This window comes from Siccibacter turicensis LMG 23730 (assembly GCF_000463155.2).
GTDB classification, from domain to species: Bacteria; Pseudomonadota; Gammaproteobacteria; order Enterobacterales; family Enterobacteriaceae; genus Siccibacter; species Siccibacter turicensis.
Map to the genome: position 1 here is coordinate 792,042 of NZ_AWFZ01000028.1, position 15,928 is coordinate 807,969.

A 15,928-nucleotide genomic window follows, 5' to 3' on the forward strand; every position below is an offset into this window, starting at 1 on the left:
CGGGGTCAGTATTCCCGGGAACGCATTACGCGTTTTTCAGCACTTCACTGACAATTTCCACCGCTTCTTTCTCGATTTGCTGGCGGTGTTCCGCCCCGAGGAAGCTTTCGCAGTAGATTTTGTAGGCGTCTTCAGTACCGGACGGACGCGCCGCGAACCAGCCGTTTTCCGTCATAACTTTCAGACCGCCAATCGACGCGCCGTTACCCGGTGCTTCGGTGAGACGTGCGGTAATAGGGTCGCCCGCCAGGGTGTTGGCGCTGACCATTTCCGGCGAAAGCTTCGACAGCGCCGCTTTCTGGGCGGAGGTGGCTGACGCCTGGATACGGTTGTAGCTCGGGGCGCCAAAGCGCTCCGCCAGCTCGTCATAATGCTGCTGCGGGTTTTTGCCGGTCACTGCAGTGATCTCTGCCGCCAGCAGGCACATGATGATGCCGTCTTTGTCGGTGGACCATGGGGTGCCGTCGAAACGCAGGAACGAGGCCCCGGCGCTCTCTTCTCCGCCAAAGCCAAAGCTGCCGTCGTGCAGACCGTCAACGAACCACTTAAAGCCGACCGGTACTTCCACCAGCTTACGGCCCAGCGCGTCGACCACGCGGTCAATCATCGCTGAAGAGACCAGGGTTTTACCCACTGCCACGTCCTGACCCCACTGCGGGCGGTGCTGGAACAGGTAGTTGATGGCCACGGCCAGGTAGTGGTTCGGGTTCATCAGGCCCGCCGGCGTAACGATGCCGTGACGGTCGTAGTCCGGGTCGTTGGCAAAGGCCAGGTCGAACTGGTCGCGCAGCTTAAGCAGGCCCGCCATCGCCGATTCGCTGGAGCAGTCCATACGGATCACGCCGTCTTTATCGAGGTGCATAAAGCGGAAGGTCTGATCCACCTGATCGTTAACCAGCGTCAAATCGAGCTGATAGTGCTCGGCAATGCGCTTCCAGTATTCGATACCGGAGCCGCCGAGCGGGTCGACGCCAAGCTTAAGGCCCGCTTTCTGGATCGCCGCCATGTCTACGATCCCGGCCAGCCCTTCGACAAACGGCTGTACCAGATCCATCGCTTTAACGCGACCGCTGGCCCAGGCTTCGTCGAGGCTGACGCGCTTCACGCCGTTCAGGCCATCGGCCAGCAGCGCGTTGGCGCGGTTTTCCACCACTTTGGTGACGTTGGTGTCAGCCGGGCCGCCGTTTGGCGGATTGTATTTGATGCCGCCATCTTCCGGCGGGTTGTGAGACGGGGTAATCACGATACCGTCCGCCTGCGCGCCGTCGCTCTTGTTGTGTTCAAGGATCGCGTTGGAGATGGCCGGCGTCGGCGTGTAGCCGTTGTTTTCCTGCACGATCACATCCACGCCGTTGGCAGCCAGCACTTCCAGCACCGAAATAAAGGCCGGTTCGGAGAGCGCATGGGTATCTTTACCCACGTAGCACGGGCCGGTGATGCCGTTTTTGGCGCGCTCTTCGGCAATCGCCTGGGCAATTGCCAGAATATGCGGTTCGTTAAAGCTGTGGCGAGCGGCGCTGCCGCGGTGACCGGAGGTGCCAAATTTAACGGCGTGTTCCGTATTCCCGACGTCAGGCTTGAGCACATAGTATTGCGCGGTAAGCTGCGCGACGTTAATCAAGTCACTCTGTTGCGCAGGTTGCCCCGCGCGCTTGTCGATTGCCATTGCCTGATCCTTTTGACGCAAGAGTTAAATGGTGCCGCAAACCTTTTCGATCAATTCCGCCGGGAACTGCATGGTCTGCATGATGTGTTCGATCATGCTGCGCTTGCGTTCCGTGTTGGTATTGGTGATTACCCAGTACGGCGTACCGGGAACGTGTTTGGGCTTAGTCTGATTGCCGCTGTGTAGCAGCGTTTGCTCATCCCCGGCGAAATAGATACGGGTGCGGCCATGAAGCGAGTCGGTGGCGGCGGCAAACGCTGAAGCGTCCAGTGAGTAGAGTGTAGACAGAACCAGCATGAAACGATTGACGGCTTTCTTCTGCTCGGCGTAATCGTCCGACAGCAGCAGCTCGCGCATGGCGCGCACGCGGTCCCTGACCTCGCTGACCGGCTTCGTCTCTTCCGTTGCTACCGCTTTAACAACCGGTTCACCTTTAACCGGCGCGGGAGCAGCGTCGAGGGAGGCGGCTACTTTCAACATGCGCCGTAAAATGTCCGACGCGCTCTCGCCAATATGCTGCGTGTGGCTCGCAATATAGCGGTAAAGTTCGTCATCAACTTCAATCGTTTTCATCTTCATCCAGTGCAATATCTTCTCTGAATACAAGTCGTTGGGACGTTGGGATTATAGAAGCAAAAACCCAACAGCGAATAGCGTCAAACCAGGAAGGCAGCAAAAGTCAGATTAAACTGGAATCTTGCGGCCGGGCGGCAGAATGGTCAACATGATACCCTAACCTGACGCACTCAAAAAAAGAACTTTGCCATGAAATTGAATACCCGAGCGCAATCTGCGCAACAACCGAACAACAATTCTCCCGTCGTGCTGATCCACGGACTGTTTGGCAGCCTGGACAACCTCGGCGTGCTGGCGCGTGACCTGGTTGAAGACCGCGATGTGCTGTCGGTGGATATGCGAAATCATGGCCTCTCCCCGCGCGCCGACGAGATGCGTTATCCGGCGATGGCGCAGGACATCATCGATACCCTGGATGCGCAGGGCGTCGATAAGGTGACGCTTATCGGCCACTCCATGGGCGGTAAAGCGGCGATGGCGGTAACGGCGCTGGCGCCCGAGCGCATTGATAAGCTGGTGGTGATTGATATGGCGCCGGTGGATTACGACGTGCGCCGCCACGACGAGATCTTCGCCGCCATCCGCGCGGTGACCGAGGCGGGGGCGGAGAGTCGCCAGGCGGCGGCCGAGGTGATGCGTCGCCATCTTGATGAAGAGGGCGTGATTCAGTTTCTGCTGAAATCCTTTGTCGACGGCGCGTGGCGCTTTAACGTGCCGGTGCTGTGGGACTGCTATCGCCAGATCACCGGCTGGGAAACGGTGCCCGCCTGGCCGCACCCTGCCCTGTTTATTCGCGGCGGCAACTCCTCGTACGTCTCAGAAAGCTATCGCGATGCGCTGCTGGCGCAGTTCCCGCAGGCCCGCGCGCATGTGATTGCCGGTGCCGGCCACTGGGTTCACGCCGAGAAACCGCAGGCGGTGCTGCGCGCCATCCGCCGCTTTCTGGATGGCGGCGTAACTGACTAAAAACAGACCGACCGGCCATTTGAGGACGTTAACGCGTTGGCGCGCCGGACGCCCTCATGTATGATGGCGCGCTGTAATTACGCCCCGGCGCTGTCGGGCAGCCTGTTTCTCCTGTCTCAATTTTCTATCATGGCAAAAGAACAAACGGACCGTACGACACTTGATCTGTTCGCGCACGAGCGTCGCCCCGGCCGCCCGAAGACGAACCCCCTGACGCGTGATGAGCAGCTGCGCATCAATAAACGCAATCAGCTAAAGCGCGACAAAGTTCGCGGGCTTAAGCGTGTCGAACTGAAGCTCAATGAAGAAGCGGTAGACGCACTTAACCAGCTGGCGCAGGCGCGTGATATCAGCCGCAGCGAGCTTATTGAAGAGATGCTGCTGGCCCAGCTGAAAAACCTCACGTCCCAATAATTTCCCCGCAAAAAACGGCGAGAAAAACGCCACCATGTTGCAGTCTGTGCACACCGAGGTGATAGCGGTTTCCGCACTCTTCGCTGTTCTGCTATGATTGCCCTTATCTGCGGGCATTCTGCCGTCACCATACTATTTAGTTTCAAGAGGTTATTTAACTCATGGCAATCGTAGGCATTTTTTTCGGCAGCGACACCGGCAACACCGAAAACATCGCAAAAATGATTCAAAAACAGCTCGGTACGGATGTTGCCGAGGTGCATGACATTGCGAAAAGCAGCAAAGAAGATCTGGAAGCCTTCGATATCCTGCTGCTGGGTATTCCGACCTGGTATTACGGCGAAGCGCAGTGTGACTGGGATGATTTCTTCCCGACGCTGGAAGAAGTGGATTTCAACGGCAAGCTGGTCGCGCTGTTTGGCTGCGGCGATCAGGAAGATTATGCAGAGTACTTCTGCGATGCGCTGGGTACCATCCGCGACATCATCGAGCCGAACGGTGCCACCATCGTCGGCCACTGGCCAACCGCGGGTTACCACTTTGAAGCCTCTAAGGGCCTGGCGGATGACGACCACTTCGTGGGCCTCGCCATTGACGAAGATCGTCAGCCGGAACTGACCGCCGAGCGCGTCGACCAGTGGGTGAAACAGATTTCCGAAGAACTGCATCTTCAGGACATCCTTAACGCCTGATAATTGAACGGCGTAAATCATCGATTTACGCCGTATCAATAGATAAAACCAATAAAAATAATCGCTACAAGTTTGTAACTTTTCCCCTCAACTCTGTACAATGTCTCCCTGGTTAACCGAGTGAAACCCCTATAAATTGTGGCGCCATTCCGGTTTTTAAGCACACTTTCGGATTGGTACTTGCGATTTTCATTTAACTCAGGCAGTTCTATAATGAGTCGCATTCAACACAAGATATCCGGTTATTCTGCTTCGTGTACCGGAGCGAATCGCAAAGCAACAGGACAGATTCCGCATGACTGACAATAATACCGCATTAAAAAAGGCTGGCCTGAAAGTCACGCTTCCAAGACTTAAAATTCTCGAAGTGTTGCAGGGTCCAGACAACCACCATGTCAGCGCGGAAGACCTCTACAAGCGCCTCATCGACATGGGCGAAGAGATTGGCCTGGCCACCGTATATCGCGTGCTCAACCAGTTCGACGATGCCGGCATCGTGACGCGCCACAACTTCGAAGGCGGCAAATCCGTGTTCGAACTGACGCAGCAGCATCACCACGATCACCTGATCTGCCTCGACTGCGGAAAAGTGATTGAATTCAGCGATGACTCTATCGAACTGCGTCAGCGTGAAATCGCTACCCGTCACGGTATTCGTCTGACCAACCACAGCCTCTACCTGTACGGTCACTGCGCTGAAGGCGACTGCCGCGAAGAAGAACACGCGCACGAGGTTAATAACAAGTAACCGCGCAGCGCGACAGAAAACCGGCTAAGGCCGGTTTTTTTTCGTCCCGACCACGGGCAGACAAAAAAGCCAGCCCGCAGGCTGGCGTATGAGTCACCGCGCCTACCCTTTAACGTGATCCACGCGGCTGACGCGTTTGCCGTCAGGGCTGACGCTACGCACCTGCACGGCACCGCTAACCGTCGGGCGCTGTTTATCGTCATAGCGCTGCCAGTTTTTGCCCCCGTCGGTGGAGTACTCCACGGCCAGACCCGGCAGGCTGATGTTCGCCGCCAGCTTGCCGCCGACGATACGCGCCCCCGGCACCGGCAGACGGTACTGCACGCCGGCTTTATCCAGCTTCGCCAGCTCGCGGCTGCCGATAATCCCGGCGAAGCGCGCCCAGTCCTGGGCCAGCGCCTTCACGTCCACAAAATGCGTTTCACCGCCTTTGTATTCGCGCCCGACGGTATAGTCCTGCTCCCACGCTGCGCGATGCCATGCCCGCTCGGCAACGGCAATCAGACGCGGGTAGATCATGTACTCCATCTGCTTGTCGGTGCGTACCACCTCGCTCCACAGCTGCGCCGACAGGCCATAGGCGCCGGGCCACGGCTTATCGGATGTGGCGCTGAAGGCGTTACCGTCGCGATCCACAGAGGTTTCGGCATTCTGCGGCAGGTTATCCGGCGCGAAGCTGAAGATTTTCCGCTCGTCGCTAAAGCGCGTGCCCCAGTAGTAGCCGCTCTCCTGCGGGTTCACCTCGTTCGGGAAATCGAGATAGACGTAGTCCGGGTTGGAGATCACCACGCGGAACCCTTTGTTCGCCCAGTCGTTCGCCGTGTCAAACCCGCCCCAGTAGAGGGTGTCCCAGAAGTTAACGTTCACGTGTCGGGTGCCGAATACGCTCGCGTCTTTGGCATCCTTCAGGCCATCCTGCCAGGCCTGCATCGCCTCAATGCCGTGAGCGTTAACCAGCTTGCTGACCTCTACGCCGAAATAGCTCGAGAGATGATCCACATCCGCCACCGTGCCCGCTTTCACCATTTTCTGGCAGGCCGCCGACTTCGCCCAAGGCTTATCCTGAATGCTCTGGTCAATGACGCCCTTCCCGGCTTCCGGCCTGGTTTTATCGGTATAGCCGGTGCCGAGATAGATGTTTTTCGCCTCGTCGCCGCCAAAGTGCCAGGTGGTGAGCGGCTGACCGGCCTCACGGTGCATCCGCTGAATTTCACCGATGACTTTATCCACGAACCGGCCCGATGCCTCCAGGCACGGGTTGAGATACCCGGTGCGGTTGTAGTACTGCACGCCGGTGGTGTTGGAGGTGTCGGTCGGGTCGAGCAGACGGAATTCGCCGGCGCCCTTCTCGTCACCCGCCTTCATCAGCCGATCGTAGCGCGCCTCCATGGCCATTACCGCAGCACGGGCGTGGGCGGGCATGTCGATCTCCGGAATCACCTCGATCTGCCGGGCGGCAGCGTACTTCACGATGTCGATGTAGTCCGCGCGGGTGAAGAACCCGCTGCCGTTATTGCTGGTGTCCGGCCCGGAGCCAAGCTGAGGCAGCAGGCAGGTCCTCTCGCTCAGATCGTGGCAGCGTCTGCCGCCCACCTCCGTCAGCTCTGACAGACCCGGGATCTCAATGCGCCAGCCTTCATCGTCGCTCAGGTGGAAGTGGAATTTATTCAGCTTGTACGCGCCCATCTGATCCAGCAGCCGCAGCACTGCCGCTTTGGTGTGGAAGTTTCGCCCCACGTCCAGATGAATGGCGCGGTAGTCAAAGCGCGGCGCATCGCTGGCTTCCAGCGCGGGGATGGTTGGCGCGCCGTTCGCCGGGATCAGGGAGAGCAGCGATTGCAGGCCATAAAACACCCCGGCCCGATCGATGCCGGTGACCACGGCTTCATGCTTGCCAATCTTCAGCCGGTAGGCGCCCGGCTTTGCCATCTCGCCGCTGAAGGCATCGGCTGCTATCGCGGTACGCACCGGCCAGCGCCCCTCGGTATTCACCCCAAGCTGCGTGAAGCGCTGCCGTATCGCCTGCTGGCTCTCCGACGACAGCGCGGCAAGATCGAGTTTCACCCCCAGGGCCAGATCGATATCCTGCCCCTGAACATGGAGAGTCAGCGGCGTCGGCACAATCTGACCGCGCAGCGCCGGGGCGTTAAGCACCTTCACCTCACTGTTTTTGTCAAAGCGCGCTTCGGCCGTCATCAGCACGTTTTTGTCATCCGGGGTGCGCTTCCACTGCTCGCCGAGCGGAGTGACAAACTGCGTCAGATCGTCGGTGTCGGTACTGGCGATGGTTTTTGGCGTGGCGTCATCGGCGGTGACATACCAGCGCGGCAGCACATCGGTGATAAACAGCTGCCAGTACTCGTTGACGATGGGAATGACGGTCTGCTGCCCGGCGGGAAAGCCGGTGAAGGCGTCGGTAGGCTCCAGCTTGTGCAGATCGCCCATCACGTGGGTAACCCGGAACTGCGGATTATCGACGCGCAGGATGCGGCGGATGCTGTGAAACCAGATGGTCCACTCCCGGTCGGTGACCGCGTCGCCGTTATTGGTCAGGGTAAGGGTGGCTTTATTGCACGACGCCCAGTCGGCGCCGAGCGCGGCGCAGTCCACGCCATGCTGTGCGGCATGGTTATCATTGATGGTGTAGTTGAGGGTAAATGTGCTGATGCTGTCGACGGTCTCCTGTCCGGCCAGCACCACACCGCTGCCCAGCAAGCCCATCAGCGCCGAAGCGACCACGCTCAGATTGAATGCTTTCATGTCACGTCCTTTGAGTCTCTGATTGTTGATGCGGTGGCGCGGCCGGCGGGCAACACGCCACCTGCGCAACCCGATACCGCGCGGGCTGCGCACCGGTAAGGGTTACAGCAGGGTGAAAGGCGCTATCACCATGAACTTCACGTCGCGTTCGTCCTGGAAAATATTGCCATACCCGCCGCCGTAGCTGGGAATGTCGGAGTGGTTGTCGTACTGGGTGAAGTGGAGTTTGAACAGCGTGCCTTTGGCGCGCCCGTCCTGCACGGTGTAGGACGCATCCAGGCTGTAGGCCGACTCCTTGATTTTATTGGCGGCAATCCCCTGCCGGTCACCGTTGGCATCCAGCGCCCAGCTTGCCGGTTTGGCATCCCAGGCGTAGACGTAAGAGGCGCCCACAGCCCAGCCGGCAAGATCCCAGTGGCTGAGATCGTACATGGCACCGAAGAACAGGGCTTTCTCCCCGTTGGCGTTAAAGTCGGAGCGGTTATCCCACCAGATGTCCAGCCGACCGTTGGAGGAGGCGTAGGTCGGGGTCATGCGCTGCAGGAAAAAGCCCTGCTGCCCCTCCGCTTTCACCATCGTGCCCTCAAGGCGCAGATCCACCGGCCCGGTTTTGTAGCCAACGGTCACGGCCTGGAGCCAGGCGGTGCCGTCATAGATGTCGTTGAGGGTGGCGTTATCGGCTTTATCGCGCGCACCGTAGAATTGATAGCTGGTCGAGAGCGGGCTGCCAGCGACCGGGAGCGTGTAGCTGGCTTTGGCAAAGTACTGATCGACAAACCCTTCCGCCTGGCCAAATGCCGCCTCCAGCACCAGATCGTTTTTAAAGTCGTACTTCGCGCCGAGCGAGTGCAGATAATCGACGCGGGTCACCCGATCGTTCTGGTAGAACCCGTCCATTTCGGTATGCCAGGGCGCTTTATAGCGGTTGGTCCACATGTACGAAAAGCTCAGCGCGCCAGCCTGACCATAATCGAGGTTCGCTCCGGCTTCGGCCCCCTGATAGGTGCCCGGCATAAAACTCCAGTGCGGTGCCAGCAGTGTTTGCCCGGTGGGCTGGATATACCCGGCCCGCGCCCAGACAGGACCGTATTTAAATTTCCCCGCCGCTTTATAGAGGCTGATCCCGCTTTTATCCCCGGACCACTCTTCGTCGTAGGCTTTATTACTGGAGGAGAAGGCTATTTCGTTGGGGTGGCCGCTGTCGCCATTTTCCGCCATCTCAATTGCCGTAAAGGCGGCGATATCCAGACCAACGGTATCGGCAATAAAGCCAGACTGAAAATCGAGATTGCCGTTCCAGGTGGCGTGAGAGAGGTTGGTTTTGTATTTATCGTGGTCAGTGACGTCTTTACGGTCGCGCTCGCGCTGCCAGTAATAGATGCCGCCGGTCAGGGTGGAATCATCAATGAAACCCGCGGCCAGCGCCGCGGAGCCTGGGGTAAAACCGGTAAGCGCTGTCGCACCGGCAATAGCCAGCGTCAGCGCACGACGTCTGAAAGCAAACGCGCGCATGGTGAAATTCCTCTTTGACGAAAATAACGCCCGACGCGAAAGGGCCAGGCAAAAAAAATAAAAAAGTTTAAAGGCAGCGAGCCCAAAATGTGGCGCACTGCCTGACGAAGCTTATTTTTCGCGTCGCGAATTATCAATTATTTTTGCAGAGGATTATCAGGAATATGACCACGAGCACATAATTGTACGGATTTGGAAACATATACCGGCGCAGGTTAAAAAAAGGCGTTAAACCAGGAATATAGCGTATATATAGGGCGAAAATGACGTTAAAAGCGAGGAAGAATAAATTGATTAAAATAATGAATAACGGCGGGATTATTGAGTAAAGCGATAAAATAATTTGCGTCGCGAAGTTAACCGGTAATCGCTTTGAAGGAATACTGGCAAAAAAAACGCCGCAGAGCGCGGCGTTTTTACAGCAGAACAACGAGGGTTATTCGCCCGCTTTCGCCCAGGTGTCACGCAGACCAACGGTGCGGTTAAACACCAGTTTGTCAGCGGTGGCATAGCGGCTGTCGAGGCAGAAGTAGCCTTCGCGTTCGAACTGATACGCGACGCCTGACGCGGCCTCTTTCAGGCTCGGTTCCGCAAAGCCCTGACAGATCACCAGCGATTCCGGGTTGATGGTGGCGAGGAAGTCCTCTGCCGCACCCGGATTAGGGACGCTGAACAGGCGATCGTAGAGGCGGATCTCAACCGGCAGCGCGTGCGCAGCGCTGACCCAGTGGATAACGCCCTTCACTTTACGGCCGTCGGCAGGATCTTTACTCAGCGTGTCGGCGTCGTAAGAGCAGAAAATGGTGGTGATGTTGCCTTCAGCGTCTTTCTCCACGCGTTCGGCTTTGATCACGTAGGCGTTGCGCAGGCGAACTTCTTTACCCAGCACCAGACGCTTGTACTGCTTGTTCGCCTCTTCGCGGAAGTCCGCACGATCGATCCAGATTTCACCGCTGAACGGCACTTCACGCGTGCCCATCTCCGGCTTGTTAGGATGGTTCGGCATGGCAACGATTTCCGTCTCTCCCTGCGGGTAGTTTTCGATAACCAGCTTAACCGGATCGATAACCGCCATCGCGCGCGGCGCGTTCTCGTTGAGATCCTCACGGATGCAGGCTTCCAGCGCGGCCATTTCCACGGTGTTGTCCTGCTTGGTCACGCCAATGCGTTTGCAGAACTCACGGATGGAGGCCGCGGTGTAACCACGACGACGCAGCCCGGAGATGGTCGGCATACGCGGATCGTCCCAGCCTTCTACGTGCTTATCGGTCACCAGCAGGTTCAGCTTGCGCTTGGACATCACGGTGTATTCCAGATTCAGGCGCGAGAATTCGTACTGACGCGGATGAACCGGAATGGTGATGTTGTCCAGTACCCAGTCATACAGTCGACGGTTGTCCTGGAACTCCAGCGTACACAGCGAGTGGGTGATCCCTTCCAGCGCATCGGAGATGCAGTGGGTGAAGTCGTACATCGGGTAGATGCACCACTTGTTGCCGGTCTGGTGATGCTCGGCAAACTTAATGCGGTACAGCACCGGATCGCGCATCACGATAAACGGCGACGCCATATCGATTTTGGCACGCAGGCAGGCTTTCCCTTCGGCAAACTCACCGGCACGCATTTTTTCGAACAGCGCCAGGTTCTCTTCCACGCTGCGATCGCGGTATGGGCTGTTTTTGCCCGGCGCAGTCAGGGTGCCGCGGTGCTCGCGGATCTCTTCCGGAGAGAGCTCGTCAACGTAGGCCAGGCCTTTGGTGATCAGCTCTACCGCATACTGATACAGCTGGTCGAAATAGTTCGAGGAGTAGCGCACATCGCCTGACCAGTGAAAGCCCAGCCACTGCACGTCATTTTTAATCGACTCAACAAACTCGATATCTTCTTTAACCGGGTTGGTGTCGTCGAAACGCAGGTTGCACTGGCCCTGGTAGTCTTCGGCGATGCCGAAGTTCAGGCAGATGGATTTAGCATGGCCGATATGCAGGTAGCCGTTCGGCTCCGGCGGGAATCGGGTGCAGATTGTGGTGTGTTTACCACTGGACAGATCTTCATCAATAATCTGACGAATAAAGTTAGTCGGGCGGGCTTCTGCCTCACTCATCGCAGCTTCCTCAAGGCGTGAACATCGTTTAACGGTGCATGATCTTATAACCGGCGATGTGAAACAACTGTTTGTTGCAGAAAAACGCGGGGAGCCGCTTCGGCGCGGGGCGGCAATAAAAAAAGCGGCGGGATAATCCCGCCGCTTCAGGCAAAGCACATGACTCAGGAACGATTATTTGCCTTTAATCTCGAACAGCGGCGTTTGCCCCGCGACCACCAACCCACGAGCCGTCACCACCAGCGCGCTGAAGTCGTCGATGTTGCTGCATACCACCGGGCTAATCATTGAGCGCGCGTTCGCATTCAGGAAAGCAAGATCCATCTCCAGAACAGGCTGACCCGCAACCACCTCAGCACCCTCTTCTACCAGGCGTGAGAAGCCCTGACCGTTGAGCGACACGGTGTCGATACCCATGTGCACCACGATCTCCGCGCCGTTCTCCGTTTCAAGACAGAACGCGTGGTTGGTGTTGAAGATTTTAACAATGGTGCCCGCGGCCGGTGCCACCACCCGATTGCCGGTCGGTTTCACCGCCACGCCGTCGCCCACCGCTTTACTGGCAAAGGCTTCGTCCGGGACCTGATCCAGCGGCACCACTTCACCGCTTACCGGCGATACCAGCGCGGCGATGATCGGGCCGTTCGGTACTGCCTGCGGCTTCACGTCCGCCACCGGTGCGGCGACAGGCGCGGCCTGCGCAGCCGGTACGTTGCCGAGGGTTTTCATCGCGTTAGCGATTTTCTCAGCCACAAAGCCGACGATGATCTGCACACTGGTTTTGTTCAGACGAATGACGCCGGTCGCGCCCAGGCGTTTCGCCAGGTTTTCGTTCACCAGCGACGAGTCTTTGACGTTCAGACGCAGACGCGTGATGCAGGCATCAATACCGGTCAGGTTGTCGGAACCGCCAACGGCAGCGATGTACTGACGCGCCAGCTCGGAGGCATCCTGCTCGTCTTTCCCGCTCAGGCTCAGATCCTGACCATCCGCCTCGCTGCCGGCCACGGCCAGCTCACGACCCGGGGTCATCAGGTTGAACTTGTTGATGGTGAAGCGGAATACCACGTAGTAGATAACGAAGAAGACCAGCCCCTGCGGGATGAGCATCCACCAGTGCGTTGCCAGCGGGTTACGCGATGACAGCACCATATCCACCAGCCCGGCGCTGAAGCCGAAGCCCGCAATCCAGTGCATGGTAGCCGCGATAAATACGGAGATCCCCGTCAGCACGGCGTGGATCACATACAGCACTGGCGCTACGAACATAAAGGAGAATTCGAGCGGTTCGGTGATACCGGTAAAGAACGCGGCAAAGGCACCGGCCATCATGATACCCAGCACTTTGGCTTTGTTCTCGGGACGTGCGCAGTGATAAATCGCCAGCGCGGCACCCGGCAGGCCAAACATCATGATCGGGAAGAAGCCCGCCTGATAACGACCGGTAATCCCCACTACCGCTTTACCGGCTTCGATGGACTGTGCGCCGCCGAGGAAGTTCGGAATGTCGTTGATACCGGCAACGTCGAACCAGAACACGGAGTTCAGCGCATGGTGCAGACCAACCGGGATCAGCAGGCGGTTGAAGAACGCGTAGACGCCCGCGCCAACTGAGCCCATCTTCTGAATATGCTCACCGAAGTTCACCAGGCCGCTGAACACCATCGGCCAGATGTACATCATGATGAACGCCACCACGATCATCACAAACGACGTGAGGATCGGCACCAGACGGCGGCCGCTAAAGAAGGAGAGCGCTTTCGGCAGTTCGACGGTACTGAAACGGTTGTAGAGCTCGGCGGCGATAATCCCCACCATGATGCCCACGAACTGGTTTTTGATTTTCCCGAACGCAGGCGGAACCATGTCTGCCGGGATTTTCTGGATCATAGCCACCGCTGCCGGCGAGCACAGGGTAGTGAGAACCAGGAAGCCGACGAAGCCAGCAAGTGCCGCCGCGCCGTCTTTATCTTTGGACATACCGTATGCCACACCTACGGCAAAGAGTACGCCCATGTTGTCAATGATGGCGGAACCGGACTGGATGAACAGCGCAGCGAGCGCGTTATCTCCCCCCCAGCCAACCGGGTCGATCCAGTAGCCGACGCCCATCAAAATGGCCGCGGCAGGCAGCGTGGCCACGGGCACCATGAGTGCGCGGCCAATACGTTGTAAATAACCTAGAATGCTCACCTTATTCCCCCTATGAGACCCCGTTGAAGGCTTGTGTGAAGCCATGTTTCTTATTGTTTAACGGACCTGAAATCGCGGCGAATTATCACCTACCGACCGAGTGTCTGAAAAATTAATTCGTATCGCAAATTAAACGCGCTTTTTTTGTGATCGTGATCGCCTGGTATCGCTTTTCCCCCTCCCTTTCTCTGGCTATCACCCAAAACTTATTTTATCATTCAAAAAATCAATACAGATTGAGCCCGGAAATGTGAACCAGGTTACGCTTAGGGTAGCCTTCTTCAATCCGCGTCCGCTGTTCTTTTTCGACCTGTGAGGTGAATGATGAGACTGATTCCTTTGGCAACCGCCCAGCAAGTGGGTAAATGGGCCGCTCGCCATATCGTAAACCGTATCAACACGTTTGCACCGACTGCCGATCGCCCGTTTGTACTGGGCCTGCCAACCGGCGGTACCCCGATGGAAGCCTACAAAGCGCTGGTAGAAATGCATAAAGCGGGCCAGGTAAGCTTTAAGCACGTGGTGACCTTTAACATGGACGAATACGTCGGCCTGCCGAAGGAGCATCCGGAGAGCTACCACAGCTTCATGCACCGCAACTTCTTCGACCACGTGGATATTCTGCCGGAAAACATCAACCTGCTGGATGGAAACGCACCGGATATCGACGAAGAGTGCCGTCGCTATGAGGAAAAAATTCGCGCCTACGGTAAAATCCATCTCTTCATGGGCGGTGTTGGCAACGACGGGCACATCGCGTTCAACGAGCCGGCCTCTTCGCTGGCCTCACGCACCCGCATCAAAACCCTGACCCATGATACCCGCGTGGCCAACTCGCGCTTCTTTGATGGCGACGTTAACCAGGTGCCAAAATACGCCCTGACCGTGGGTGTCGGTACGCTGCTGGATGCGCAGGAAGTGATGATTCTGGTGCTGGGCCATCAGAAAGCGCAGGCGTTGCAGGCGGCGGTTGAAGGCAACGTCAACCACATGTGGACCATCAGCTGTCTGCAGCTGCACCCGAAAGCGGTGGTAGTGTGCGACGAACCGTCAACCATGGAATTGAAAGTTAAGACGTTGAAGTATTTCAACGAATTAGAAGCAGAAAACATCAAAGGTCTTTAAGCAGTTTACCGGGGGTAACCTATGTATGCTTTAACCCACGGTCGGATTTACACCGGCCATGACGTACTGGATGACCACGCGATTGTTGTCGCGAATGGCCTGATTGAGCGCATCTGCCCGCTGGCTGACCTGCCCGCGGGTATTGAACAGCGTAATCTCGGCGGTGCCATCATCGCCCCCGGTTTCATTGACGTGCAGCTCAACGGCTGCGGCGGCGTGCAGTTCAACGACACCGCCGAGGCCGTCAGTGTAGAAACGCTGGAAATCATGCAAAAAGCCAATGAAAAATCAGGCTGCACCAGCTATCTGCCAACCCTCATCACCACCAGCGATGACCTGATGAAACAGGGTGTCGCGGTGATGCGAGACTACCTCAGCAACCATCCCCATCAGGCACTGGGGCTTCACCTTGAAGGCCCATGGCTGAACATTGTAAAAAAAGGCACCCACAATCCGTCGTTTGTGCGCAAGCCGGACGCGGCGCTGGTCGATTATCTGTGCCAGAACGCGGATGTCATTACCAAAATTACCCTTGCCCCTGAAATGGTGGCGCCGGAAACCATCCGCCAACTGACGGACGCGGGCATCGTGGTCTCCGCCGGCCATTCCAATGCAACCTTTGCCGAAGCGAAAACCGGCTTCCGCGCGGGGATCCGTTTCGCCACGCACCTGTTTAATGCGATGCCGTACATCAGCGGTCGCGAGCCGGGCCTGGTCGGTGCGATTTTTGACGAGCCGGACCTCTATTGCGGTATCATCGTCGACGGTCTACACGTGGACTATGCCAACGTACGCAACGCAAAACGTATTAAAGGCGATAAGCTGTGCCTGGTGACGGATGCGACCGCACCGGCAGGCGCTAACATCGAAGAGTTCATTTTTGCTGGTAAAACAATATACTATCGCAACGGACTCTGCGTGGATGAGAACGGCACCTTAAGCGGTTCCGCCCTGACGATGATCGAAGGGGTGCGCAATCTGGTGCAGCACGTCAATGTGTCGCTGGACGAAGCGCTGCGTATGGCAAGCCTCTATCCGGCGCGCGCCATGGGCGTGGACAAGCACCTCGGCACCATTGAACCGGGTAAAGTGGCAAACCTGACTGCCTTCACCCACGATTATAAAATCATCAAGACCATCGTTAATGGTAACGAGGTCGTCACTGAGTAAGT

12 protein-coding genes are annotated in these 15,928 nt (G+C 57.4%); 6 read left to right on the forward strand and 6 right to left on the reverse strand.

Going from position 1 to position 15,928, the window contains the following annotated elements:
* Positions 1 to 25: 25 nt before the first annotated feature.
* Together pgm and seqA are read right to left on the reverse strand one after the other, a co-directional pair.
* Entirely contained in the window at positions 26 to 1,666 is a 1,641-nt protein-coding gene (gene pgm / locus DW58_RS08065; RefSeq protein ID WP_024547857.1) for a phosphoglucomutase (alpha-D-glucose-1,6-bisphosphate-dependent), read from the reverse strand.
* Positions 1,667 to 1,690: 24 nt separating this feature from the next.
* Positions 1,691 to 2,239 (reverse strand): replication initiation negative regulator SeqA, encoded by a 549-nt coding sequence (gene seqA, locus DW58_RS20880; protein ID WP_024547856.1) that lies wholly within the window; start codon positions 2,237 to 2,239, stop codon positions 1,691 to 1,693.
* 192 nt (positions 2,240 to 2,431) lie between these two features.
* Here seqA and ybfF point away from each other — a divergent pair, with 192 nt between their 5' ends.
* The 4 genes from ybfF (at position 2,432) to fur (ending at position 5,062) form a co-directional block, all read left to right on the forward strand.
* Positions 2,432 to 3,208 (forward strand): esterase, encoded by a 777-nt coding sequence (ybfF, locus tag DW58_RS08075; RefSeq protein ID WP_024547855.1) that lies wholly within the window; start codon positions 2,432 to 2,434, stop codon positions 3,206 to 3,208.
* Positions 3,209 to 3,337: 129 nt separating this feature from the next.
* The gene (gene ybfE / locus DW58_RS08080) at positions 3,338 to 3,622 is read left to right on the forward strand and encodes a LexA regulated protein (RefSeq protein ID WP_024547854.1); all 285 of its coding nucleotides are present in this window, start codon (positions 3,338 to 3,340) and stop codon (positions 3,620 to 3,622) included.
* Positions 3,623 to 3,783: 161 nt separating this feature from the next.
* On the forward strand, positions 3,784 to 4,314 hold the full coding sequence (gene fldA, locus DW58_RS08085; protein ID WP_024547853.1) for a flavodoxin FldA: 531 nt from the start codon (positions 3,784 to 3,786) through the stop codon (positions 4,312 to 4,314).
* Between the two features lie 295 nt (positions 4,315 to 4,609).
* On the forward strand, positions 4,610 to 5,062 hold the full coding sequence (fur, locus tag DW58_RS08095) for a ferric iron uptake transcriptional regulator (RefSeq protein ID WP_024547852.1): 453 nt from the start codon (positions 4,610 to 4,612) through the stop codon (positions 5,060 to 5,062).
* Positions 5,063 to 5,164: 102 nt separating this feature from the next.
* Here the strand turns inward: fur and DW58_RS08100 are convergent, their stop codons facing one another.
* The 4 genes from DW58_RS08100 to nagE form a co-directional block, all read right to left on the reverse strand.
* Positions 5,165 to 7,822: a beta-N-acetylhexosaminidase gene (locus DW58_RS08100; protein ID WP_024547851.1), complete on the reverse strand. Its 2,658-nt coding sequence runs from the start codon at positions 7,820 to 7,822 to the stop codon at positions 5,165 to 5,167.
* 102 nt (positions 7,823 to 7,924) lie between these two features.
* The gene (chiP, locus tag DW58_RS08105; RefSeq protein WP_024547850.1) at positions 7,925 to 9,334 is read right to left on the reverse strand and encodes a chitoporin ChiP; all 1,410 of its coding nucleotides are present in this window, start codon (positions 9,332 to 9,334) and stop codon (positions 7,925 to 7,927) included.
* 436 nt (positions 9,335 to 9,770) lie between these two features.
* The gene (gene glnS, locus DW58_RS08110; protein ID WP_024547849.1) at positions 9,771 to 11,438 is read right to left on the reverse strand and encodes a glutamine--tRNA ligase; all 1,668 of its coding nucleotides are present in this window, start codon (positions 11,436 to 11,438) and stop codon (positions 9,771 to 9,773) included.
* A gap of 174 nt (positions 11,439 to 11,612) precedes the next feature.
* A complete protein-coding gene (gene nagE, locus DW58_RS08115) occupies positions 11,613 to 13,631 on the reverse strand; it encodes an N-acetylglucosamine-specific PTS transporter subunit IIBC (RefSeq protein ID WP_024547848.1) in 2,019 nt (672 codons plus the stop codon).
* A gap of 324 nt (positions 13,632 to 13,955) precedes the next feature.
* Between nagE and nagB the strand changes: the two genes are divergently transcribed.
* Both nagB and nagA read left to right on the forward strand, forming a co-directional pair.
* Positions 13,956 to 14,756 (forward strand): glucosamine-6-phosphate deaminase, encoded by an 801-nt coding sequence (gene nagB, locus DW58_RS08120; RefSeq protein WP_024547847.1) that lies wholly within the window; start codon positions 13,956 to 13,958, stop codon positions 14,754 to 14,756.
* Positions 14,757 to 14,777: 21 nt separating this feature from the next.
* Positions 14,778 to 15,926 (forward strand): N-acetylglucosamine-6-phosphate deacetylase, encoded by a 1,149-nt coding sequence (gene nagA, locus DW58_RS08125; protein WP_024547846.1) that lies wholly within the window; start codon positions 14,778 to 14,780, stop codon positions 15,924 to 15,926.
* Positions 15,927 to 15,928 lie beyond the last annotated feature (2 nt).